Genomic DNA, 20,661 nt, shown 5'->3' on the forward strand with positions numbered 1-20,661 from the left:
ACCGGATTTGTGTAAGTAATTGATTTACGGGGCAACACAGAACCCGTGGGAGGCCGGCTGTGCCGGGCGATAGGCCCTGAAGTGAGGTACGCTCAGCGCCTTTCACACAAAACCGTTTGACCTATGTAACCGGCTGGTACATTTTAGGCAGGTGCCCGGGCCTCTATTCCCCCGGAGCACCGCCAAGAATAACAACCACGCTTTTGATGAGTGAATCGCATGTCGCGCAGAACCATCCTGGCCGGCCTTATCGGCGCCGGCATCCAGCAGTCCAAGACCCCCGCCATGCATGAACGCGAGGGCGCCGAACAAGGCCTGGGCTACGTCTACCGGTTGATCGACCTCGATACCCTGAAGCTGAACAACGACCACCTCGAAGAACTGCTGGTGGCCACTCAGCGGACCGGCTTCACCGGCCTGAACATCACCTTCCCCGCCAAGCAGGCGATCATCCCGCTGCTCGATGAGCTGTCGCCCGAAGCCCGTGGCATCGGCGCGGTCAACACCGTGGTGCTCAAGGACGGCCGCCGCGTGGGCCACAACACCGATTGCCTGGGCTTCGGCGAAGGCTTTCGCCGTGGCCTGGCCGGCGCCGCCCGTGGCCGGGTGGTGCAGATGGGCGCCGGTGGCGCCGGTGCCGCGGTGGCCCACGCGCTGCTGCTCGAAGGCGTTGAGCAACTGACCATCTTCGACGTTGAGCCGCAGCGCGCCCGCGCCTTGGCCGACAACCTCAACACCCATTTCAGCGGTGCCCGCGCCCAGGCCGGCAGCGACCTGCCCGCCGCCATGGCGGCGGCCGACGGCCTGGTCAACACCACACCGATGGGCATGGCCAAGCTGCCGGGCATGCCGGTGCCGGCCGAGCTGCTGCGCGCGCAGCTGTGGGTGGCGGAGATCGTGTACTTCCCACTGGAAACCGAACTGCTGCGCACGGCCCGCGCCTTGGGCTGCCGTACGCTGGACGGCGGCACCATGGCGGTGTTCCAGGCGGTGAAGGCGTTCGAGCTGTTCACCGGGGTCGAGGCAGACGCCGAGCGGATGAGCCGGCATTTCGCCAGTTTGATCTGAGCCGGCGCCGCCCGCGTGCGGGCTCAGGCCCGCACGAAGCGCAGCAAGGTGTCGACGAACATTTCCCGGTGGTGGGCCTTCAGTGCCGGGTCATCGAAGTCGACTTCGAACAGCGCGCCGAAGGTGTGCCGGTTCGACACCCGGTAGAAACAGAACGCACTGATCATCATGTGCACGTCAATGGCCTTCAGGCCCTGGCGAAACAGGCCCTGCTCGGCGCCCCGGCGCAAAATGCCATCCAACGCCGTCAGCACCGTGTTGTTCATCGAGCGGATCGCCGCCGACTGCTTCACGAACTGGCCGTGGTTGATGTTCTCGTTGCACACGATACGCACGAAATCCACGTTGCGATCGTGGTGGTCGAAGGTGAATTCCACCAAGCGGCGAATCCCCTCTTCCGGGGCGATTTCGTCGAGGTGCATGTTGCTTTCAGTGTTGCGGATGTCGCCGTAGAGCTTCTCCAGCACTTCGATGTACAGCTGCTCCTTGCTGTTGAAGTAGTAGTAGATCATCCGTTTGCTGGTTTGGGTGCGCTCGGCGATGGCGTCTACGCGCGCGCCGGCCAACCCCCCGGACACGAACTCTGCGATCGCGGCCTGGAGGATGTTTTCACGGGTTTTTTCCGGGTTGTTCTTGCGCCCCTTGCGCGTCGGCGCCGCGGCAGGGGCTTCATTCATTGTTGTCATGGGGGGCTCACGGCCATTTGTGTCAGCGCCGATTATGATCCGCCCTGCCCCCCGAATGAAAGGCCGCCAGTCAGAGCTTGGCGTGCCGCGCCGCGCCGCTGCGTGCCTTGGCCATGGCCGCCAGGCGCACTGCCACGTTCGCCGCGCCGTAACCGGCATAGCCGCCACGGCGCTGCAGCACTTCGAAGAAGAAGCGTTCTTCGAACGGCTCGGTGTACACGTGGAACAGCTCGCCGCCCTGAGCATCGCGGTCGTACAGCACGTTGTAGTAGGCCAGTTCGCTGAGGAACTCATCGTCGAAGTCGAAGCGCGCGGCGAGGTCGTCGTAGTAGTTAAGTGGGATGTCGAGCAGCGCCAACCCGGCTTCCTTGGCCTTGGTCACGGCGGCAAAGATGTCGTCGCAATCGAAGGCGATGTGGTGCACGCCCGAGCCACGGTAGCTGCTCAGCGCGTGGGAAATCGCCGTGCCGCGGTTCTCCGAGATGTTCAGCGGCAGCCGCACGGTGCTGCAACGGCTGCGGATGGCGCGGCTTTTGACCAGGCCGTAAGGGTCTGGCAGCACCACTTCGTCGTCGGCCTTGAAATCGAGAATGCTTTTGTAGAACAGCACCCAGTTGTCCAGCGCATCTGGCGGCAGCGCCATGGCCATGTGGTCGATGCGCCCGAGCAGGCCGCTGCTGTTCACCTCGGGCTTGAGGGTGAAGTCGGTCTCGTAGATGGTGCGGCCCTGGTCATCGGCGTCGACCAGGTAGATCAGGCTGCCGTCTGGGGCACGCACCGCCGCCAGTTCACGCTCGTTCGGGCCGACCAGGCCACGGTACGGCTGGGCGCGGTAGGCCACCGCGCGCTGCAGCGCCTCGCTGCTGCTTTGCACCCGCACCGCGGTGGCGCACAGCGACGGGCCGTGGGCTTCGAAGAAGTTGTGCGCGAAGGAATACGGCTCGGAGTTGAGGATCAGGTTGATGTCGTTCTGGCGCAGCAGGCGCACGCTCTTGGAGCGGTGTTTGCCCACTTCGGCGAAGCCCAATTGGCCCAGCCAGTGGCCGAGCTTGGCGCCGGTGGCGTCGTCTACCGCGAACTCGAGAAACTCAACGCCACCATAGGGCTTGGCCGGCGGCGGGCTGAACAGGATGCTCGGCTCTTCGGCCTTGGCCGGCTGGGCCTGCAGGCGCTCACGGGTTTTTTCTTCGAGGTACAGCAGCGAGCGCAGGCCGTCTGCGGCGTTGGCCCGCGGCGGCGCGGCGCGGAAGCCATCGTTGAAGATTTCCAGCGACAACGGGCCCTGGTAGCCGGTTTGCAGGATCGGCGCGAGGAAGCCCGGCAGGTCGAAATCGCCTTGCCCGGGGAAGTTACGGAAGTGCCGGCTCCACTCGAGTACGTCCATCGCCAGGATCGGCGCGTCGGCCATCTGCACGAAGAAGATCTTATCGCCGGGGATCTGCGCGATACCGGCCGGGTCGTCTTTGAGCGACAAGGTGTGGAAGCTGTCGAGGATGATGCCCAGCGCCGGGTGGTCGGCCTGGCGCACGATGTTCCACACCTGGCTGTACTTGTTCACGTGGCGGCCCCAGGCCAGGGCCTCGTAGCCGATGCGCAGGCCACGGGCGCCGGCGCGCTCGCCGAGCAGGCGCATGTCGTTCACCAGCAGTTGCTCATCGCCGAGGGCGTCGGCGGCGACGTTGCTGCACACCAGCACCAGGTCGGTGCCCAGTTCTTGCATCAGGTCGAATTTGCGCTCGGCGCGGTCGAGGTTGCGCTGCAGGCGCTCACGGGGCACGCCCTCGAAATCGCGAAACGGCTGGAACAAGGTGATGGCGATGCCGAGGTCGGCGCACATCTGGCGGATTTCCCGCGGGCTGCCGTCGTAATACAGCAGGTCGTTCTCGAAGATCTCGACGCCGTCGAAGCCGGCGGCGGCAATCGCCTCGAGCTTTTCCGGCAGGGTACCGCTGAGCGATACGGTGGCAATGGAACGATGCATGTCGGACTCCATGAGGCAGCGGGCGCGGGCCTATTCACATGCCTGTTGAACGCCGTGAGCGGCGCGTTTTTCTTGGTGTGTTTTATACCAAAATTGGCCGATCCGCTCGCGTACCAAGCGGTTACTTTCCGTTCGATTATCGACCATCTTAGCCTTGCGTCAATTGACGCACCGGGCAGGCGGCGGCAACACTGAACCCACTCCGTGCCCGTTGTAGAGCCTTCGGCCTCAACGGCAGCCATACGCCAGGGCAAACCAGCACTGGCGTTACACGATAAAAATTTCAAGAGTGGGTATCCGGCTATGCGTGCATCCTTCAACACTCCCCGCCTATTTGCAAACCACCCTGTGTGCGAGGCCGCCCCGGCGTCCTAGCGTATTCGACCGCGTTTTTTCCGTACCGTGCCGCCATTTCGGTGGCGCGCCTGGCCGCACTTTGGCGCACAATGCGCGCCGTTGCGCTGGCCGCTACGCTCGATGACACAGGTGGTACCCTTCATGCCTCACAGCCAAACTTCACGCCTGGCCGCCGCGCCGGGCTCACGCCCCGGGATCGGCAACGCCATGCGCACCGCCATGGCCGTGGGTAAAACCCGCTGGGCGATGCTCGCCCTGGTGTTCTTCGCCACCACCCTGAACTACATCGACCGCGCCGCCCTCGGGGTGATGCAGCCCATCCTCGCCAAAGAGATGAGCTGGACGGCGATGGACTACGCCAACATCAACTTCTGGTTCCAGGTCGGCTACGCGGTGGGCTTTTTGCTGCAAGGCCAGTTGATCGACAAACTCGGCGTCAAGCGGGTGTTCTTCTGCGCGGTGCTGTGCTGGAGCCTGGCCACCGGCGCCCATGGCCTGGCCACCTCGGCGGCGGGCTTCATGGTGTGCCGGTTCATCCTCGGCCTGACCGAGGCCGCCAACTACCCGGCCTGCGTGAAAACCACCCGGCTGTGGTTCCCCGCCGGCGAGCGCGCGGTGGCCACCGGCATCTTCAACGCCGGCACCAACGTTGGCGCGATGATCACCCCGGTGATGCTGCCGATCATCCTTACCGTGTGGGGCTGGCAGGCGGCGTTCATCGCCATGAGCTGCCTGGGCCTGAGCTGGGCGGTGATGTGGGCGCTGACCTACTACAACCCGGAAAACCACCCACGGGTCAAAGCCAGCGAGCTGGAATACGTGCAGGCCGAGCGTGAGCCCGAGCCACAGAAGGTGCCGTTCCACCGCATCCTGCGCATGCGCGGCACCTGGGCCTTCGCCGTGGCCTTTACCCTCACCGCGCCGGTGTTCTGGTTCTACCTATACTGGCTGCCGCCGTTTCTCAACCAGCAGTACTCGCTGGGCATCAGCGTGACGCAAATGGGCATCCCGCTGATGGTGATCTACCTCTGCGCGGACCTCGGCAGCATCGGCGGCGGGCTGGTGTCTTCCTGGCTGATCGGCCGGGGCATGGCGCCGGTCAAGGCGCGGCTGTTGTCGATGGCGCTGTTCGCCGTGGCGATCGTTGGGGTGGTCGCCGCGGCGGGGGCCAGCCACCTGTGGCTGGCGGTGGCGGCGATTTCCCTGGCGATCGCCGCGCACCAGGCCTGGACGGCGAACATCTGGAGCGTGGTGATGGACTACACGCCCAAGCACATGATGAGCACCGTGTTTGGCTTTGGCGGCATGTGCGCGGCGGTGGGCGGGATGTTCATGACCCAGATCGTCGGCTACATCCTCACCGTGACCCACAACAACTACCACTTGCTGTTCATGATCATCCCGGTGATGTACTTCCTGGCGCTGGGTTGGCTGTACCTGATGGCGCCGCGCAAGGTGCCTGAACAGGTGTGATCCGCCCTTCGCAGGCCGGCTGCGCCGTAATGCTGTTCACTTAAGCAATCAGAGCGCTGAATTGAGAATAGAAATCCCTGGTTTCTTCAAATGGTTTTACTGAGCGCATGACCTGACTGGCCCTTCGCCCGGCACAGCCGGCCTCCCACCGGATTTGTGTAAGCAATTGATTTACGAGGCAACACAGAACCCGTGGGAGGCCGTGGTCCGGCACTCCGGCTGTGCCGGGCGAGGGGCCTGCAAGCCCTACCCCGCGGCCCGCTGCTGCGCCCGCCGCTGCAACAGCGCCGCGGCAATCCCCGAGCAGCAGATCACGCAGATCCCCACCACCGCCAGCAGCGAAGGCGTGTGGTTGAAGATCAGGAACCCGTACAGCCCGGCGAACACGATCTGGCAGTAGCCGAACGGCGCCAGCAAGGCCGGCGCCGCGTGGCGGAAGGCTTGGGTCAGCAACAGGTGCGCGCTCATCCCGCAGCCGCCGAGAAACAACATCAGCACCCCGTGCCAGAAGGTCGGCCATTCCCAGAAGAACACCACCACCACGCTCATGATAAGCGTGTTGAGGATGCCGGCGAAAAAGTTGCTGGTGGTCGGGCTGTCGACCTTGGCCACCAACCGGGTCAGCACCTGGTAGAAGCAAAAGCACAGCGCCGAGCCGAACGGCAGCAGCACCGCCGGGGTGAACAGCTCACCGCCCGGGTGCACGATGATCATCACCCCGCAAAAGCCCACCAGCACCGCGACCCACTGGCCGCGGGTAACCCGCTCGCCCAGCAGTGGCACCGACAGCGCGGTGACCAGCAGCGGCGAGAGAAAGTTGACCGCCGTGGCCTCGGCCAGCGGGATGTACTGCAGCCCGGAAATGAACAACAGGCTGGTGCCGAGCAGGCACAGCGCGCGCAGCACCTGCAGCAACGGGCGCTTGGTGCGCAGGATGCGCAGGCCCGATTGCGGCAGGAAGATGCCCATCATCAGCGCCATGTGCACGAAGTAGCGCACCCAGATCACCAGCATCACCGGGTAGATGCCCGAGAGGTATTTGGACAGCACGTCATGGCTGGCGAACAGCAGCGTCGCCACCACCATCAACAGCATGCCTTTGAGGGGTTGTTGCGTGGCGGTCAGCGCGGTGTTCGGTGCGGTCATCGGCTCACAAGCGTTCCAGTACGCGATACGTCTTTTCAAGGGCCATGCGGGCCCGGTCCAGGGCACTGACGCCCCGCTCCAGCAAGGCCCGGGTGGGGATCTCCAGGCTTAGCGGTATCTCTGCGGGCAGCGCCCGCAACAGCCCCAGCAGGTCACAATCACCCTCCCCTGGGAAACACCGTTCGTTACGCGCCTCGAACAAAATGCGCTCCATGCTCTGCGGCCGTGGCCCGGCCACGTCGCACAGCTGAGCGTAGCGCATGCGCTCGGCCGGCCACTGCTTCAACGCCTCCAGCTGCGAGCCGGAGCGGTTGAAGTGGAAGGCGTCGACCAGCACGCAACCGTTCGGCCGGCCAGCGGCGAGCACGATCCGCTGGGCTTGGGCCAGGTCGCGGGCGTCGGTCCACGGCATGAACTCCAGATGCGGGTAGATGCCGTAGCCGGCGGCCAGGTCACACAGGGCGGCAAAGCGCTCGGCGGTGCGGGCCTCGTCGGGGTCGTTGCCGGCCACCAGCAACTCGCTGGCGCCGAACTCGGCGCCCAGCGCCAGGTGCGGCTCGAAGCTGGCCACCTCGGTGTCGGGCTTGAGCCGCAGGATCTCGATGTCGAGCACCTTGAGGCCGGTGTCGCGCAGGCGCTCGGCGGTTTGCCGGCGCAGCGCGGCGTCACGCAGCAGCGGGAAGTGGTGTTCTTCAGCGGTGGCCGGCTCGCTGCGCAGGCCCACGTGGGTGTAACCGGCGCGGGCGGCCACCTCGACCATCTCGGGCGGTGGCAGCTCCAGAACGGTGAGGGCGGCGAGGGAGAACGAACGCTGGTGCATGGTGAGGGCCTGTGGTTTTTATGTATTTATTTAGAACCGAGTTCCACAAATAGCGCAAGGCCTCAGTTGAACCATTCCGAGGCCAGCGCCGCCTCACCCAGTTCCAGCCCCGCGGCGAGCATCAGCGGCGCCAGCGCCTGCATACGCTCACGCGGCAGGCGCGCACTCGGCCCGGCCACGCTGAGCACCCCGACCGCCTCGCCCTCGCGCGGGCGGCGCACCGCCACGGCCATCGCCGCCATGCCCACCGCCGAGCTTTCTGCCACCCAGGCGTAGCCTAACGCCCGCGCCTGGCGCAGCCGCTCGAGCAGCTCGGCGTTGTTCGCCGGCGCCCCGGGGCCCACCCCGGGCGGGGTGCACGGGCCCTGGCGCTCGACCAGCGCCAGGGCCTGGGCGTCGCTCAGGGTGGCCAGCCAGGCGTGCCCGGAGGCGGTGTAGAACAGCGGCGCCTCGCGGCCCATGTCGGGGTCGTAACGCAGGCCGTGGCGGGCCCCTTGGCTTTTGGCGATCCAGGTCAGGCGCTGGCCTTCGATCACCCCCAGGCGCACCAGTTCGCCGCTGTCCGCGGCCAGCCGCTCGAGCACCGGCTGGACGATGTCCACGCCACTGCCCGAGAGATAACGAAAGCCCATTGCCACCAGCCGGGTAGACAGCAAATAGCGCGCGCTGTCAGGGTTTTGCCGCACATAGCCTAACCTTGTGAGCTCAGCCAGCAGGCGGTGCGCGGCGCTTTTCGGCATGCCATAGGCGTCGGCCAGGGTTTGCAGAGGCACGCCCCCGGGCGCTTCGGCGAGGTGTTCGAGCAGTTGAATGGCGCGTTCGATCTGGCTACCAGCCATAGAGGTTCCCATCACAGTTTGGGCGATCATCGCCCAGCTTTGGCCGCTGGGCCTTGAGATCACCAAGGCCAGCATAGAATATGGAACCCGGTTCTGATTTTCCACAATTCCAACAGTTCGAGAGCCTTTACATGGGTGGCGCTGCCTCTTCGTCCCAAATCATAGACTGCGATGTGCTGGTGGTTGGCTCTGGCGCGGCCGGCCTGGCCGCCGCGGTGACCGCCGCCTGGCATGGCCAGCGGGTGATCCTCGCGGAAAAAGCCCCGGTGTTCGGCGGCGCCACGGCGTGGTCCGGCGGCTGGATGTGGGTGCCGCGCAACCCACTGGCGGTGCGCGCGGGCATCCACGAGCCAGCGCAGGCGCCGCGCACTTACCTGGAGCATGAACTGGGCGAGCGCTTCAGCGCCCCGCACATCGACGCCTTCCTGGAGGCGGCGCCACACATGGTGGGGTTCTTCGAGCAACACACCCGCCTGCAGTTCGCCGACGGCAACGGCATCGCCGACATCCACGGCGACACCCCCGGCGCCGGCAGCGGCGGCCGTTCGGTGATCGCCGCGCCGTACAGCGCCTATCGGCTGCCACGCCCGCTGCTGCGGCGGCTGCGCCGGACGATGAAGGAAACCTCGTTCCTCGGCATGCCGATCATGGCCGGGGCGGACCTGGCGGCGTTCCTCAGCCTGACCCGCTCCTGGCGCTCGGCCTGGCACGTGACCAAGCGGGTCAGCCGCCACCTGCTCGGCTTGGCCCACCTGGGCCGCGCCGAGCACTTGGTCAATGGCGTGGCCCTGGTGGCACGGCTGGCGCAGTCGGCCGAGGAGCTGGGGGTGTTGCTGTGGGAGTCAGCCCCGGTGACCGCGCTGCACACCGAAGCGGGCCGGGTGAACGGCGCGACCCTGAGCACCCCGCGTGGCGAGGTACAAGTGCGGGCCAAGGCGGTGGTGCTGGCCGCCGGCGGTTTTGCCCACGACAGCGCCCGCCGCCGCGAACTGTTCCCGCGCACACCCACTGGCGCCGAGCACCGCGCGCTGCCGCCAGCAGAGTGCAACGGCGACGGCCTGCGCCTGGGTGAGCAGGTGGGCGCGGTGGTCAACACCGACGTGGCCAGCGCCGCGGCCTGGTGCCCGGTGTCGGTGGTGCCCTATGGCAATGGCCAGCACGGGCACTTTCCACACATCATCGACCGCGGCAAGCCCGGCGTGATCGGCGTGCTGGCAACCGGCGAGCGCTTCGTCAACGAGGCTGGCGGCTATTACGACTACACCGCGGCCATGGTGGCGCAGGCACCGGGCACTGAAGTGTGCTCCTGGCTGGTCTGCGACCAGCGCTTTTTGCGCCGCTATGGCCTGGGCATGGCCCGGCCGTTCCCGGTGCCGGTCGAACCTTTGCTGCGCAGCGGTTATCTGAAAAAAGGCCAGACCCTCGCCGAACTGGCGCAGGCCTGCGGCATCGACGCCGAGGGGCTGGCGCGCACCGTGCAGCAGTACAACCACGATGCCGAACGCGGCGTGGACAGCGCCTTTGGCCGCGGCAGCACGCCGTACAACCGCAAGCAGGGCGACCCGCTGCACGGCCCCAACCCGTGCATGGCGCCACTGGCCAAGGCGCCGTTCTACGCGGTGAAGGTCGAACCTGGCAGCTTCGGCACTTTTGCCGGGCTCAGCACCAACGAACACGCCCAAGTGCTAAACGCCCAGGGCCACGCCATCGCCGGCCTGTATGCGGCCGGCACCGACATGGCGAGTATTTTCGCCGGGCATTACCCGGCCGGGGGCATCAACCTCGGCCCGGCCATGACCTTCGGCTACATCGCCGCGCGGCACATCGCCGGCGCTACCGGTTACGAGTAAAAGGAAGCCAACCATGGAAGCGATTCAAAACACGCTGCAGTTGAACATGCCCAAGCTGGGCCTGGGCACCTGGCCGATGCTCGGCGAGGACTGCACCCGCGCGGTGCGCCTAGCGCTGGACCTGGGCTACCGCCACGTAGACACCGCCGCCGGCTACAACAACGAAGCCGCCGTGGGCGATGCCCTGGCCAGCACCTCGGTGCCGCGCGAGCAGATCCACGTGACCAGCAAGGTGTGGTGGGACCAACTCGAACCCGCCGCCCTGCAGGCCTCGTTCGAGCGCAGCCTGAAGGCGCTGAAAAGCGATTACATCGACCTGTTCCTGATCCACTGGCCGGGCCCGCAGGGCTGGAGCCTGGAGCACAGCATCGAGGCGCTGGTGAAGGTCCGTGAGTCGGGGCTGGCGAAGAACATCGGCGTGGCCAACTTCCCACTGCCGCTGTTGCGCCGCACGGTCGAGGAACTGGGCGCGCCGCTGGCGGCGATCCAGGTGGAATACCACGTGTGCCTGGCCCAGGACGCCCTGCTGGCGTTCGCCCGCGAGCACGGCATGGCACTGACCGCCTACAGCCCGCTATTGCGCAACAAGGTGTCGGAGATCCCGGCGCTGCAGCGCATCGCCCAGAAGCACGGCGTGCTGCCGACCCAGGTGGCGCTGAAGTGGCTGGTTGACCAGCCCAACGTGGCGGCAATCCCCAAGGCCGCCAGCCAGAAGAACCAGCAAAGCAACCTCGACGCGCTCAAGTTGGTGCTCGATGACGAAGACCGCGCGCTGATCCAGGGCTTGCCCAAGGACCAGCGGCTGGTCAGCCCGGACTTCGCGCCCGAGTGGGATTGAGGTTCAGCGCCTCTCGCCTGGCACCGCCGGGCGGGAGGCCCTGAAGCCGACCTTAAAAGTCGAAGAACACCGTTTCACCCTCACCCTGAATGCGGATGTCAAAACGGTACGCCGTTTTGCCGTCCACTTCGCAGCGCGTGGCGACCAGGGTTTCCCGGCGCTGTGGCTGCTCGATCAGGTTGAGGATCGGGCACTTGGCGTTGGCCGCGGCTTCATCGTCGAAGTAAATGCGCGTTTGCAGCTGGATGTTGATCCCGCGGGCAAACAGGCTGACGTTGATATGCGGCGCCATCGGCGCGCCCGCGCGGGTGTGCACCACGCCCGGTTTGATCGTGTGCAGCACCCACTCGCCGGCGTCGAAGGTGGTGGCGGTGCGGCCAAAGCTGTTGAAGGGTTTTTCCAGGTCGTACTCGGTGTGGTAAAGGCCGGCGGCATCCGCCTGCCAGAACTCCAGGAACGAGTCGCGCACCAGGTGGCCGTTGCCGTCGTACACGTTACCCAGCAACAGGATATGCTCGCCCGGCGCGCCGGGTTTGGCCATCTGGTTCCAGATTTCCTGTTCGCGCGGCGGGTTGCCGGCCGCGGCCAGGGCCAGGCCGATGTGCACGTAGGGGCCGGCCGTTTGCGAAGGGGTTTCCTTGAGCAGTTCGATAGGCATGGGCGGCTCCTCAGATGTTTTCGAAGTGGGTTTTGCGTTGGCCACGCAGCACGATGTCGAAGCGGTAGGCCAGGCAGTCCATGGGGTTGGCATTGGCCATGTCCAGGCGCGCGATCAGGCTTTGCACCGCTTCAGGGTTGGCGATCGACTTGACGATCGGGCACATCGGGATCAGCGGGTCGCCTTCGAAATACAACTGGGTGATCAGCTTGGTCGAAATCGACGGGCCGCTGATCGAGAAGTGAATGTGCGCCGGGCGCCAGTCGTTCGGGCCGTTGCGCCACGGGTACGGGCCGGGCTTGATGGTGCGGAACTCGTAGTTGCCGTCGGCATCGGTCAGGGTGCGGCCAACGCCGCCGAAGTTCGGGTCGAGCGGGGCCAGGTAGCGGTCGTTCTTGTGGCGGTAACGGCCACCGGCGTTGGCTTGCCACATTTCCACCAGGGTATGCGGGATCGGCTTGCCGTACTGGTCGAGTACACGCCCGGCGATGATCACCCGCTCACCCACCGGCAGGCCGCCGTTGTTGAAGTTCAGCAGCAGGTCGTTGTCGTGCTGGCCGAATCTCAGATGGGAAAAGTTCGGGCCGGTGCTTTCGCTGGCGGTTTGCGGGATGCTCACCAGCGCCTGGCGCGGGGAACGGGGCACGGAGGTCTTGTAGTCGGGGGTCAAGGCCTTGGGGTGCCAGTTACGGTCACGGGTGATGAAGCGACTGGTGTCCTGATCAGACATGTCGGGCTCCTGTTGTTTGAATTGTCTGGGCAGCGCCCACGGTGGCGCATGCCTACAGTTTCAAACAAACAGGGCCCGGGCGACACTGAAAAGCACGCCGCTATACATAACCAAATGGTTATGGATCAGAAGGTCACCTTCAACTGCACGCCGGCCAGCCAGGTATTCGCCGTTTGCTCACCGTAAAACGCCCCCGGCTCGGCGATGTACTGCACATCCGGGCGCACCAGCAACCAGTCGGTCAGCTGCGCGCCGTAGCTCAGTTCAGCCACTTGCTCGCCGCCGGCCAGGTTATCGATGGCCTCGGCGTTCTCGGCGCTGGCCGCAGCTTCCTGGTTGGCGCGGGTGCGCGGGTTGACCACCGCGCGGCCCCAGGCGAAGCCGAGGTTGTCACGCGGGCGGCTGGCGAACGGCGCGTTGAGTACCAGGCCGGCCGAGTACCAATGGCGGAACGGCGAGGTGGCGGCGTCGGCGCTGGTGGCCTGGCCGAACACATGCAGGTTCTGCAGGTCGTTGCTGGGGTTGCGCCAGACCATCTGGTCGGCGAGCAGGTAGGCACCGTGGCGGTTGCTGGCCTTGCCGCTGCCGTCGATGCGCGCGGTGTTGGAAGTGTCGTAGTACCAGCCGGCTTTGTACTGGCCTGGCAGGCTGGCGTGCAGGTCGTACACCAGCTCCACCGGCAGGATCGCCCCGGTGGTGCCAGTGGTGCTCAACCGCAGGGCGTAACGCGAGCGGCTGTTGGTCACCGGGTTGACCTGGAACACCGCGGTTTGCACCCGCCAATCGGCATTGATGCGGTACTTGAATTCGCTGCCCCAATGGGCGCTGGGGTAGTTGGTCCAGCCGCTGCCACCCGACAACGACAACGGGTGCGCGCAGAACGCGGCGTTGACGAAGTCGGTGAGGATCGCCATGCCGCCAAAATCATTGCCCATGGCCATGTACCCAGCTTTTACATCGAACGCCGGGCTGAACAGCGTGCGCTCGTAGCTCAGCTCGGAGATGCGCGTGTACAGCCCGCCGTAGACCTCCTGGGCGGGCAGGCGGTTGCCGACGAGGTCTGCCGAGGTGCTGCGCCCACGGCGGTCGTTGACGGTGAACTGCACCACGCCGGCGTCGGGGCTGCCAAGCAGCTTGGCCAGGTCAAAGCGCGCGCCCAGCCGCACCTGCTGCGCGTAGCGCGTGCCGCGCTCCTGGCCGCCGTGCACGTTGCTCATGGTTTCAGACACATAGTCGGCGGTCAGGTGAATGCCCTCGGCGTCCAGCTTCGAGCGCTCCCCGCCCCAGTCCCCGGTCAGGGTATTGGCAGCGAAGGCGGGGCTGGCAAGCAGCAGGGCGGCGGCGGGCAGGCGGCTGAGGATGGACACGGGAGCGCTCTATGACGGGGAAAAGGCCGGCATGATAGTGCGGTGGTGGCGGCGGATTAAGCGGCCGGCGTGCAAGGAAGCGTTACCGGGAGTGAAGAAATGTTCCGGATGGTTAAGAATTTTTTCAATGGCTTGCTCGCAAACATATGGAACACACTAGGCCTGCGGCCAGCATTGACTTGGCTTAGCTCGCCCACTAGCATCCCGTCCAACGCATGGTTAACCCTATGCCCACCCTCCGAGGCCTGCACGATGTGCAGGCTTTCGTGTTTTTGGAGGGTTAACCCATGCATTACGTCCTGTATCTGGACGAGTTCGGCCATATCGGCCCATTCATTTCCCGCGCCCACCCTACCTTTAAAACCAGCCCGGTTTTTGGCTTGGGCGGTTTTTTGCTACCCGTTACCTCGGTGCGCGAATTCGCTATCTACTTCTATCGGCTTAAATGCCATTTGCTTGCTTGGGACCTGGAGCACCGTAACCCAGAGCGATTTGCGCCGTACCGCTGGGAGAAAAAGGGGGCGGCGCTTTATACCCTGGCGAACGTTACGCGCTACTCGAACCTGCGCCGAGCAACTTTTCGCCTGATAAACCAGATCAATCTGGCCGGCGGTTACGTGTTCTACACCGCGCAAACCAAGCCCCCACCGGCAGCCGCGCCCGCACCGGGCGAATTGTTCAAAGCCCAGTTACTCAGTGCCATACAGCGCGTAGACCGCTATTGCCTGGCCAACGGAGATACCTTCATCGCCCTGTTGGATGAACAGCAGGCCGGAAACGCGTGGCGCGAGCGAAACGTCGCAGCCTGCACGCTCGCAATGTTCGAGAGCAGTGACAGAAAATGCAGAACGCTGATCGAACCTCCTCTTCAGGGAGAAAGCCACCTGTTCCAGACCCTTCAATGTGCAGATTGGCTCTGCGGCCTATTTGGCAGGTTGGCGGCATTCCAGGCTGCGCCTACTGATTATCAAGACTGGCACATCTTTGATCGCTACTTTGCCACTCGCGTTACGGCTTCTGCATTACCGGGAAGTACCTGGAATAGCGCTATCGCGCTCACACTTCAAGAGGAGCCGGTAGGTGCTGAGAACTAAAGGCGCCCCGCCAACGCCCAACAATCCACCGCATGCCAGTCGGCCAACTCCGGCCAGGGGTTTTCCGGCAGGTTCACCAGCACCGTGCGCGCGCCGGCGGCGCGGCCGCAGGCGAGGTCGAAGCGGTAGTCGCCAACCATCACCATTTCGCTCGGCGCCACCTGCCAGCTGGCGGCGATGCGCAGCAGGCCTTCGGGGTCGGGCTTGGGCGCCGCCTCGTCACGGCCGTAGATGTCGGCCACGGCGAAGCAATCGTCGAGGCCGATGGCCGCCAGGGTGATGTGCGCCAGTTCGCGGGCGTTGCGGGTGAGGATCGCCAGGCGGCAACCCTGGGCGGCGAGTTGCCGCACCAGCTCCACCGCGCCCGGCGCGGCCTGGGCGCCGACCGCCAGTTCGCGTTCGTGCTCCAGCAGCCAGGCGTGCTTGGCGGCGGCTTCAGCGGCCGGCAGCGCGGCCAGGTGGGTGAGGATGTCGTCCTCGGGCGGGATCCCCAGCGCCACGCGGATCGCCGCGAAGTCGTGCACGGCCAGGGTCAGGGTGCCGTCCATGTCGAACACCCAGTGGCGAATGGCAGCGAGGCTCATGCCCAGTCCTCGCGGTGGCGGATCAAGCCTTCCTGGGCCGAGGAGGCGACCAGCTCGCCGGCGCGGTTGTACACCGCGCCACGGCTGAAGCCGCGGGCGTTGCCGGCCCAGGGGCTGTCGAGGGCGTACAGCAGCCAGTCATCGGCCACCAGGTTGCCGTGGAACCACAGCGCGTGGTCGAGGCTGGCCAGTTGCATGTCGCGGTGCCACACGGATTTGGCGTGGGGCAGCAGCGAGGTGGTCAGCAGGTTGAAGTCCGAGGCGTAGGCCATGATCCAGCGGTGCAACTGCGGGTTGTTGGCCAACTGGCCGTCGGCGCGAAACCACACGTACTTGACCGGGTCGCTGGGCTGCGGGTTATAGGGGTCGCGCTCGGTCACCGGGCGGATCTCGATCGGCTTGGCGCAGAGCAGTTTTTCCCGCAGCGGCGGCGGGATCAAGCGTTCGTGCATGGTCAGCAGCTCGAGCTCGGTGGGCAGGTTTTCCGGGCCCACCACCGCCGGCATCGGCGCCTGGTGGCTGAAGCCTGGCTCATCGCCCTGAAACGACATCGACGCGGTGAAAATCTGCTGGCCCTTTTGCACCGCGGTCACCCGGCGGGTGCTGAAGCTGCCGCCATCGCGCACGCGGTCGACCATGTACACCACCGGCTGGGTGGCATCGCCCGGGCGCAGGAAATAACCGTGCAGCGAATGCACATGGCGCTCGGGCTCAACGGTTTGGCTGGCCGCCGAGAGCGACTGGCCAAGCACCTGGCCACCGAACAGCTGGCGAAAGCCCAGGTCCTGGCTGCGCCCGCGAAAGAGGTTTTCTTCGATGGCTTCCAGGCTCAACAGGTCGACCAGGTCGTCCAGCACATGGCTCATGGTGGCAGGCTCCTCAGGTAAAAATTCAAACGCTTGTATCATATTCCGGACCATTGCGCGCGCCTGGCCCGGTAAAGCCAGTGCCGGCGCAAGGCATGGCCCTCGGCCAACTGCGGGTGGTCGAAGTCACCGTGCGGGTCACGCTGCATGCCCACTGCGAGCATGACCTTCTGCGACGGCACGTTGGGTTCGGCGGTAAAGGCCACCACTTCGTCCAGCGCCATCTGCCCGAATGCGCAGGCCAGGCAGGCGTAGGCGGCCTCGCTGGCGTAGCCCAACCCCCAATGCTCGCGGGCCAGGCGCCAGCCGATCTCCACCGCCGGGGTGAAGGCGGCGTCGAAGCTGACGTTGAGCAACCCGGTCAGGCCAAGAAACGCGCCGCTGGCGCGGTGTTCCAGTGCCCACAGGCCAAAGCCGTACTCGTTGAAATGCCCGCGCACGCGGCCGATCAGCGCCGCGCTTTGCAGGCGCGACAAGGGCTGGGGGAAGTAACGCATCACCTGCGGGTCGGCGCACATCGCCGCAAACGGCTCCAGGTCGGCGTCGCGCCACTGGCGCAAGCGCAGGCGTGGGGTGTGCAGTTCCAGGATGGGCGTCATCGATCACTCCTTGTTCATGAAGGCCGGCCACTGGCAAGATCGAACCCCCTGCCCATGCCGAAAAACCATGCATCTGCCGCTGATCTACCACGAAGACTACAGTCCAGACTTCCCGCCCGAGCACCGGTTCCCGATGGACAAGTTCCGCCTGCTGCACGAGCACCTGCTGGCCACCGGCGTGGTGCAACCGCAGGCGCTGCTGCGCCCGGCCATCTGCCCGCCAGAGATCCTCGCCCTGGCCCACGCCCCGGAGTATATCGAGCGTTACCTGGCCGGCGAACTGGCCCGTGAAGACCAACGCCGGCTGGGCCTGCCGTGGAGCGAGGCGATCGCCCGGCGCACCGTGCGCGCCGTGGGCGGTTCGCTGCTGGCCGCCGAGCAAGCGCTGCAGCACGGCCTGGCCTGCCACCTGGCCGGTGGCACCCACCACGCCCACTACGACTACCCCGCCGGCTTTTGCATCTTCAACGACCTGGCGGTGATCAGCCGCTACTTCCTCGCGTGCGGCAAGGTCGGCCGGGTGCTGATCTTCGACTGCGACGTGCACCAGGGCGACGGCACCGCGCGCATCCTCGAAGACACCCCCGACGCCATTACTGTGTCGTTGCACTGTGAAAAGAACTTCCCGGCGCGCAAGGCCCACAGCGACTGGGACATCCCCTTGCCGATGGGCATGGGCGATGCCGCCTACCTGCGGGTGGTCGAAGAGGCCCTGGACTACCTGCTGCCGCTGTACCAGCCAGACCTGGTGCTGTACGACGCCGGCGTGGATGTGCACCAAGACGACGCCCTGGGCTATCTGAAGCTCACCGACCAGGGCGTGGCCGCGCGCGACGAATGCGTGCTGCGGCGCTGCCTGGGGCGGGATATTCCAGTGATGGCGGTGATCGGCGGCGGCTACAGCAAAGACCGCCAGGCCCTGGCGCGGCGCCACGGCATCCTTCATCACGTGGCGAAAAAAGTATGGGAAAACCAATGAGTTACCCCCATCCACTGTGGAACCGCCTGTGGATAACCTCTGTGAAACCCCGCCCGGGCCTTTATCCACAGGCCCGCGCCGGTGCTGGTTGTTTTTTCACCAATGCCCTGGGGCCAGTGCTCGGGTAGAATGCCGGCTTTTGCCCCAATGGCCCTTACCATGCCCGATACCCCCGCCCTCCCCGTCGCGATCATTGGCGCTGGCCCCGCTGGCCTGATGGCCGCCGAGGTGCTGAGCCAGGCCGGCGTGCCGGTGGCGGTGTTCGACGCCATGCCGTCGGTGGGGCGCAAGTTCCTGCTGGCCGGCGTAGGTGGGATGAACATCACCCATTCCGAGCCTTTCGAGGCCTTCGTTGGCCGCTATTACGAGCAGGCCGAGTGGGCCAGGCCCTGGCTGCGGGGGTTCGACGCCAGCGCGCTGCGCCAGTGGGTGGCCGGGCTGGGGTTGGATACCTTTATCGGCACCTCCGGCCGGGTGTTCCCGACAGACATGAAAGCCGCGCCGCTGCTGCGCGCCTGGGTCGCGCGGCTGCGTGAGCAAGGGGTGGTTATCCACACCCGCCAGCGCTGGCTGGGCTGGAACGCGCAAGGCCAACTGCGCCTGGCCGGCGCCCAGGGCGAACAACAGCTAGCGGTGCGTGCCACCCTGCTGGCACTAGGCGGTGGCAGTTGGCCGCGGCTTGGCTCCGATGGCAGCTGGCAAGCGCTGCTGGCCGAACGCGGGGTGCCGTTGGCGCCACTGCGGGCGGCCAACTGCGGCTTTGAGGTCGAGGGTTGGAGCGCGCTGCTGCGGGAAAAATTCGCCGGCAGCCCGTTGAAGAACATTGCCCTGGCGCTGGTGGGCGACACGCCACGGCCGGGCGAGGCGATCCTCACCGAAACCGGGCTGGAAGGCAGCGTGGTCTATGCCTGTTCGGCGGCGATCCGCCAGCGTATCGAGCAGCAAGGCGAGGCCTGGGTGCAGCTTGACCTGCTGCCGCAGCGCAGCCTGGTGAGCATCGAGGCCGCGCTGGCCAAGCCGCGCGGCACCCGCACCATGGCCAAGCACCTGCACAGCCAACTCAAGCTCGACGGCGCCAAAGCCGCGCTGCTGCGCGAACTGGCCGGCAAGGATGCCTTCGAGCAGCCAACCCGCCTCGCCCAGGCGATCAAGGCCCTGCCCTGCCGGCTGTTGCGCACCCGGCCGCTGGCCGAAGCCATCAGCAGTGCCGGCGGGGTGCGCCGCGAGGGCCTGACCGAAGGGTTGATGCTCAAGGCGCTGCCCGGGGTGTTCTGCGCCGGCGAAATGCTCGACTGGGAAGCCCCCACCGGCGGCTACCTGCTCACCGCCTGCTTCGCCAGCGGGCGGGCCGCCGCCCACGGCCTGCTGGCCTACCTCAACGGCTAGCCCGGCTCAGGGCTTGCGCTTGCGCGGCCCGGTGTTGAAGGCCGGCACCTTGCGCACAGCCTTGACCGGCTCTGGCACGTCGGCGCTTTCGGTCCAACGGCCAAGGGCGCCCTTGGTGCCGCCGGCCTTGGGCTTTTTCGGTTTTTTCGGCTTTTTGATCACTTCGCCGCTGGCGTTGGTTTCCGGCACCCGGTGGTCGGGCACAAAGCCGGGTTCGTCTACCCGCTTGAGGGTGATGCGGGTCAGCCGCTCGATGGCCGCCAATTGCTCGACTTCGTCGGCGCACACCAGTGAAACCGCTTCGCCGGTGTTGCCGGCGCGGCCGGTGCGGCCAATGCGGTGGATGTAATCCTCGGGGTTGATCGGCAGGTCGAGGTTGACCACCTGGGGCAGGTCTTCGATGTCGAGGCCACGGGCCGCCACGTCGGTGGCCACCAGGATGGCCACTTCCCCGGCCTTGAATTGGTCCAGCGCGCGCTGGCGGGTGGCCTGCGGCCGGTCGCCATGGATGCCGTCGGCGGCATAGCCCTGGGCCTGCAGGCGCTCGACCAGTTGGTCCACACCATTGCGGGTTTTGGCGAACACCAGCACTTGCTTCCAGCGCTTGGCCTTGAGCAGGTGGCAGAAGAGGTCGGCCTTGCGTTTTTTATCCACAGGCACCACCCACTGCTTGACCGTGCTGGCGGCCACGTTGCGCGGGCTGGCTTCGACCGACAGCGGCTCGTTGAGCATCTGCCCGGCGAGCAAACGGATGTTGTCGCTGAAGGTGGCGGAGAACAACAGCGTTTGCCGGCGCTTGGGCAGGGCAGCGTAGACCGCGCGCAGCTCTTCGGCAAAGCCGAGGTCGAGCATGCGGTCGGCTTCGTCGAGCACCAGCACCTGCACCGCGTTGAACTTGATCGCGTTCTGCCGGTGCAGGTCGAGCAGCCGCCCGGGGGTGGCCACCAGTACGTCTACGCCGCGGCGCAGGCGCATCATCTGCGGGTTGATGCTCACCCCGCCGTACACCGCGTAGGTCGACAACGGCAGGTTCACCGCGTACTCGCGCACGCTGTTGTGCACCTGCTCGGCCAGCTCGCGGGTGGGCACCAGCACCAGCGCGCGCACCGAGTTGGCCGCCACCTTGGCGCCTTCCAGCGTTAAGCGTTGCAACAGCGGCAGGGCGAAGCCGGCGGTTTTGCCGGTGCCGGTTTGGGCGGCGGCCATCAGGTCGCGGCCGGCCAGCACCGCGGGTATGGCCTTTTGCTGCACCGCCGTGGGCTCGGTGTAGCCCAGGGTGGCCAAAGCGCGCAGCAGGGGGTCGATCAGGCCGAGGGAGGCGAACGTCATAACGGGTACCG

General features: G+C 66.1%; 19 protein-coding genes. 7 read left to right on the top strand and 12 right to left on the bottom strand.

Going from position 1 to position 20,661, the window contains the following annotated elements:
- Positions 1-219 precede the first annotated feature (219 nt).
- A complete protein-coding gene (locus tag ACFZCE_RS02140; RefSeq protein ID WP_390935622.1) occupies positions 220-1,068 on the top strand; it encodes a shikimate dehydrogenase in 849 nt (282 codons plus the stop codon).
- 23 nt (positions 1,069-1,091) lie between these two features.
- Here ACFZCE_RS02140 and ACFZCE_RS02145 read toward each other — a convergent pair whose 3' ends face one another.
- A complete protein-coding gene (locus ACFZCE_RS02145) occupies positions 1,092-1,754 on the bottom strand; it encodes a TetR family transcriptional regulator (protein WP_390935624.1) in 663 nt (220 codons plus the stop codon).
- A 70-nt stretch (positions 1,755-1,824) separates the two neighbouring features.
- Entirely contained in the window at positions 1,825-3,735 is a 1,911-nt protein-coding gene (gene quiC / locus ACFZCE_RS02150) for a 3-dehydroshikimate dehydratase QuiC (RefSeq protein WP_390935626.1), read from the bottom strand.
- Between the two features lie 498 nt (positions 3,736-4,233).
- Here quiC and ACFZCE_RS02155 point away from each other — a divergent pair, with 498 nt between their 5' ends.
- A complete protein-coding gene (locus ACFZCE_RS02155; RefSeq protein ID WP_390935628.1) occupies positions 4,234-5,565 on the top strand; it encodes an MFS transporter in 1,332 nt (443 codons plus the stop codon).
- A gap of 246 nt (positions 5,566-5,811) precedes the next feature.
- Here ACFZCE_RS02155 and ACFZCE_RS02160 read toward each other — a convergent pair whose 3' ends face one another.
- From ACFZCE_RS02160 to ACFZCE_RS02170, 3 genes are all read right to left on the bottom strand, one after another.
- The gene (locus ACFZCE_RS02160; protein WP_390935630.1) at positions 5,812-6,711 is read right to left on the bottom strand and encodes an EamA family transporter; all 900 of its coding nucleotides are present in this window, start codon (positions 6,709-6,711) and stop codon (positions 5,812-5,814) included.
- A 4-nt stretch (positions 6,712-6,715) separates the two neighbouring features.
- On the bottom strand, positions 6,716-7,531 hold the full coding sequence (locus tag ACFZCE_RS02165; protein WP_390935632.1) for a TIM barrel protein: 816 nt from the start codon (positions 7,529-7,531) through the stop codon (positions 6,716-6,718).
- Between the two features lie 62 nt (positions 7,532-7,593).
- The gene (locus ACFZCE_RS02170) at positions 7,594-8,370 is read right to left on the bottom strand and encodes a helix-turn-helix domain-containing protein (RefSeq protein WP_390935634.1); all 777 of its coding nucleotides are present in this window, start codon (positions 8,368-8,370) and stop codon (positions 7,594-7,596) included.
- Between the two features lie 131 nt (positions 8,371-8,501).
- Here ACFZCE_RS02170 and ACFZCE_RS02175 point away from each other — a divergent pair, with 131 nt between their 5' ends.
- Positions 8,502-10,220 carry an FAD-dependent oxidoreductase gene (locus tag ACFZCE_RS02175; protein WP_390935635.1) on the top strand — a complete coding sequence of 573 codons (1,719 nt, stop codon included), beginning with the start codon at positions 8,502-8,504 and terminating at the stop codon, positions 10,218-10,220.
- 13 nt (positions 10,221-10,233) lie between these two features.
- A complete protein-coding gene (locus tag ACFZCE_RS02180; RefSeq protein ID WP_390935637.1) occupies positions 10,234-11,058 on the top strand; it encodes an aldo/keto reductase in 825 nt (274 codons plus the stop codon).
- Positions 11,059-11,110: 52 nt separating this feature from the next.
- Here the strand turns inward: ACFZCE_RS02180 and pcaG are convergent, their stop codons facing one another.
- The 3 genes from pcaG to ACFZCE_RS02195 form a co-directional block, all read right to left on the bottom strand.
- Positions 11,111-11,716: a protocatechuate 3,4-dioxygenase subunit alpha gene (gene pcaG, locus ACFZCE_RS02185; protein ID WP_390935638.1), complete on the bottom strand. Its 606-nt coding sequence runs from the start codon at positions 11,714-11,716 to the stop codon at positions 11,111-11,113.
- A 10-nt stretch (positions 11,717-11,726) separates the two neighbouring features.
- Positions 11,727-12,446 carry a protocatechuate 3,4-dioxygenase subunit beta gene (pcaH, locus tag ACFZCE_RS02190; protein ID WP_390935640.1) on the bottom strand — a complete coding sequence of 240 codons (720 nt, stop codon included), beginning with the start codon at positions 12,444-12,446 and terminating at the stop codon, positions 11,727-11,729.
- Between the two features lie 125 nt (positions 12,447-12,571).
- On the bottom strand, positions 12,572-13,813 hold the full coding sequence (locus tag ACFZCE_RS02195) for a carbohydrate porin (protein WP_390935642.1): 1,242 nt from the start codon (positions 13,811-13,813) through the stop codon (positions 12,572-12,574).
- Positions 13,814-14,100: 287 nt separating this feature from the next.
- Here ACFZCE_RS02195 and ACFZCE_RS02200 point away from each other — a divergent pair, with 287 nt between their 5' ends.
- A complete protein-coding gene (locus tag ACFZCE_RS02200; RefSeq protein WP_390935643.1) occupies positions 14,101-14,907 on the top strand; it encodes a DUF3800 domain-containing protein in 807 nt (268 codons plus the stop codon).
- Here ACFZCE_RS02200 and ACFZCE_RS02205 read toward each other — a convergent pair.
- From ACFZCE_RS02205 to ACFZCE_RS02215, 3 genes are read right to left on the bottom strand one after another with little or no spacing between them, the layout of a single operon-like run.
- Positions 14,904-15,491 carry an HAD-IA family hydrolase gene (locus tag ACFZCE_RS02205; RefSeq protein WP_390935645.1) on the bottom strand — a complete coding sequence of 196 codons (588 nt, stop codon included), beginning with the start codon at positions 15,489-15,491 and terminating at the stop codon, positions 14,904-14,906. The genes ACFZCE_RS02200 and ACFZCE_RS02205 overlap by 4 nt on opposite strands.
- Entirely contained in the window at positions 15,488-16,357 is an 870-nt protein-coding gene (locus tag ACFZCE_RS02210) for an acyl-CoA thioesterase domain-containing protein (RefSeq protein WP_390935647.1), read from the bottom strand. Before ACFZCE_RS02210 ends, ACFZCE_RS02205 begins: the two co-directional genes overlap by 4 nt.
- 38 nt (positions 16,358-16,395) lie before the next feature.
- Complete coding sequence (locus tag ACFZCE_RS02215; protein WP_390935649.1) at positions 16,396-16,956, bottom strand: GNAT family N-acetyltransferase; 561 nt, start codon at positions 16,954-16,956, stop codon at positions 16,396-16,398.
- 67 nt (positions 16,957-17,023) lie between these two features.
- Between ACFZCE_RS02215 and ACFZCE_RS02220 the strand changes: the two genes are divergently transcribed.
- Both ACFZCE_RS02220 and ACFZCE_RS02225 read left to right on the top strand, forming a co-directional pair.
- The gene (locus tag ACFZCE_RS02220) at positions 17,024-17,935 is read left to right on the top strand and encodes a histone deacetylase (RefSeq protein ID WP_390935651.1); all 912 of its coding nucleotides are present in this window, start codon (positions 17,024-17,026) and stop codon (positions 17,933-17,935) included.
- A gap of 159 nt (positions 17,936-18,094) precedes the next feature.
- Positions 18,095-19,321: a TIGR03862 family flavoprotein gene (locus ACFZCE_RS02225; protein ID WP_390935653.1), complete on the top strand. Its 1,227-nt coding sequence runs from the start codon at positions 18,095-18,097 to the stop codon at positions 19,319-19,321.
- 6 nt (positions 19,322-19,327) lie between these two features.
- Here the strand turns inward: ACFZCE_RS02225 and ACFZCE_RS02230 are convergent, their stop codons facing one another.
- Complete coding sequence (locus ACFZCE_RS02230) at positions 19,328-20,650, bottom strand: DEAD/DEAH box helicase (RefSeq protein ID WP_390935654.1); 1,323 nt, start codon at positions 20,648-20,650, stop codon at positions 19,328-19,330.
- Between the last annotated feature and the right edge of the window lie 11 nt (positions 20,651-20,661).

Origin of the sequence: Pseudomonas sp. NPDC007930, assembly GCF_042958985.1 — a bacterium.
GTDB lineage: Bacteria > Pseudomonadota > Gammaproteobacteria > Pseudomonadales > Pseudomonadaceae > Aquipseudomonas.

Bases quoted from the DNA above. Each gene is read 5' to 3' on its own strand.
- ACFZCE_RS02140 (WP_390935622.1), top strand. From the start codon at position 220: ATGTCGCGCAGAACCATCCTGGCCGGCCTTATCGGCGCCGGCATCCAG.
- pcaG (WP_390935638.1), bottom strand. From the start codon at position 11,716: ATGCCTATCGAACTGCTCAAGGAAACCCCTTCGCAAACGGCCGGCCCC.
- ACFZCE_RS02210 (WP_390935647.1), bottom strand. From the start codon at position 16,357: ATGAGCCATGTGCTGGACGACCTGGTCGACCTGTTGAGCCTGGAAGCC.
- ACFZCE_RS02205 (WP_390935645.1), bottom strand. From the start codon at position 15,491: ATGAGCCTCGCTGCCATTCGCCACTGGGTGTTCGACATGGACGGCACC.
- pcaH (WP_390935640.1), bottom strand. From the start codon at position 12,446: ATGTCTGATCAGGACACCAGTCGCTTCATCACCCGTGACCGTAACTGG.
- ACFZCE_RS02200 (WP_390935643.1), top strand. From the start codon at position 14,101: ATGCATTACGTCCTGTATCTGGACGAGTTCGGCCATATCGGCCCATTC.
- ACFZCE_RS02215 (WP_390935649.1), bottom strand. From the start codon at position 16,956: ATGACGCCCATCCTGGAACTGCACACCCCACGCCTGCGCTTGCGCCAG.
- ACFZCE_RS02170 (WP_390935634.1), bottom strand. From the start codon at position 8,370: ATGGCTGGTAGCCAGATCGAACGCGCCATTCAACTGCTCGAACACCTC.
- ACFZCE_RS02180 (WP_390935637.1), top strand. From the start codon at position 10,234: ATGGAAGCGATTCAAAACACGCTGCAGTTGAACATGCCCAAGCTGGGC.
- ACFZCE_RS02220 (WP_390935651.1), top strand. From the start codon at position 17,024: ATGCATCTGCCGCTGATCTACCACGAAGACTACAGTCCAGACTTCCCG.
- ACFZCE_RS02145 (WP_390935624.1), bottom strand. From the start codon at position 1,754: ATGACAACAATGAATGAAGCCCCTGCCGCGGCGCCGACGCGCAAGGGG.
- ACFZCE_RS02160 (WP_390935630.1), bottom strand. From the start codon at position 6,711: ATGACCGCACCGAACACCGCGCTGACCGCCACGCAACAACCCCTCAAA.
- ACFZCE_RS02225 (WP_390935653.1), top strand. From the start codon at position 18,095: ATGCCCGATACCCCCGCCCTCCCCGTCGCGATCATTGGCGCTGGCCCC.
- ACFZCE_RS02175 (WP_390935635.1), top strand. From the start codon at position 8,502: ATGGGTGGCGCTGCCTCTTCGTCCCAAATCATAGACTGCGATGTGCTG.
- ACFZCE_RS02165 (WP_390935632.1), bottom strand. From the start codon at position 7,531: ATGCACCAGCGTTCGTTCTCCCTCGCCGCCCTCACCGTTCTGGAGCTG.
- ACFZCE_RS02230 (WP_390935654.1), bottom strand. From the start codon at position 20,650: ATGACGTTCGCCTCCCTCGGCCTGATCGACCCCCTGCTGCGCGCTTTG.
- quiC (WP_390935626.1), bottom strand. From the start codon at position 3,735: ATGCATCGTTCCATTGCCACCGTATCGCTCAGCGGTACCCTGCCGGAA.
- ACFZCE_RS02155 (WP_390935628.1), top strand. From the start codon at position 4,234: ATGCCTCACAGCCAAACTTCACGCCTGGCCGCCGCGCCGGGCTCACGC.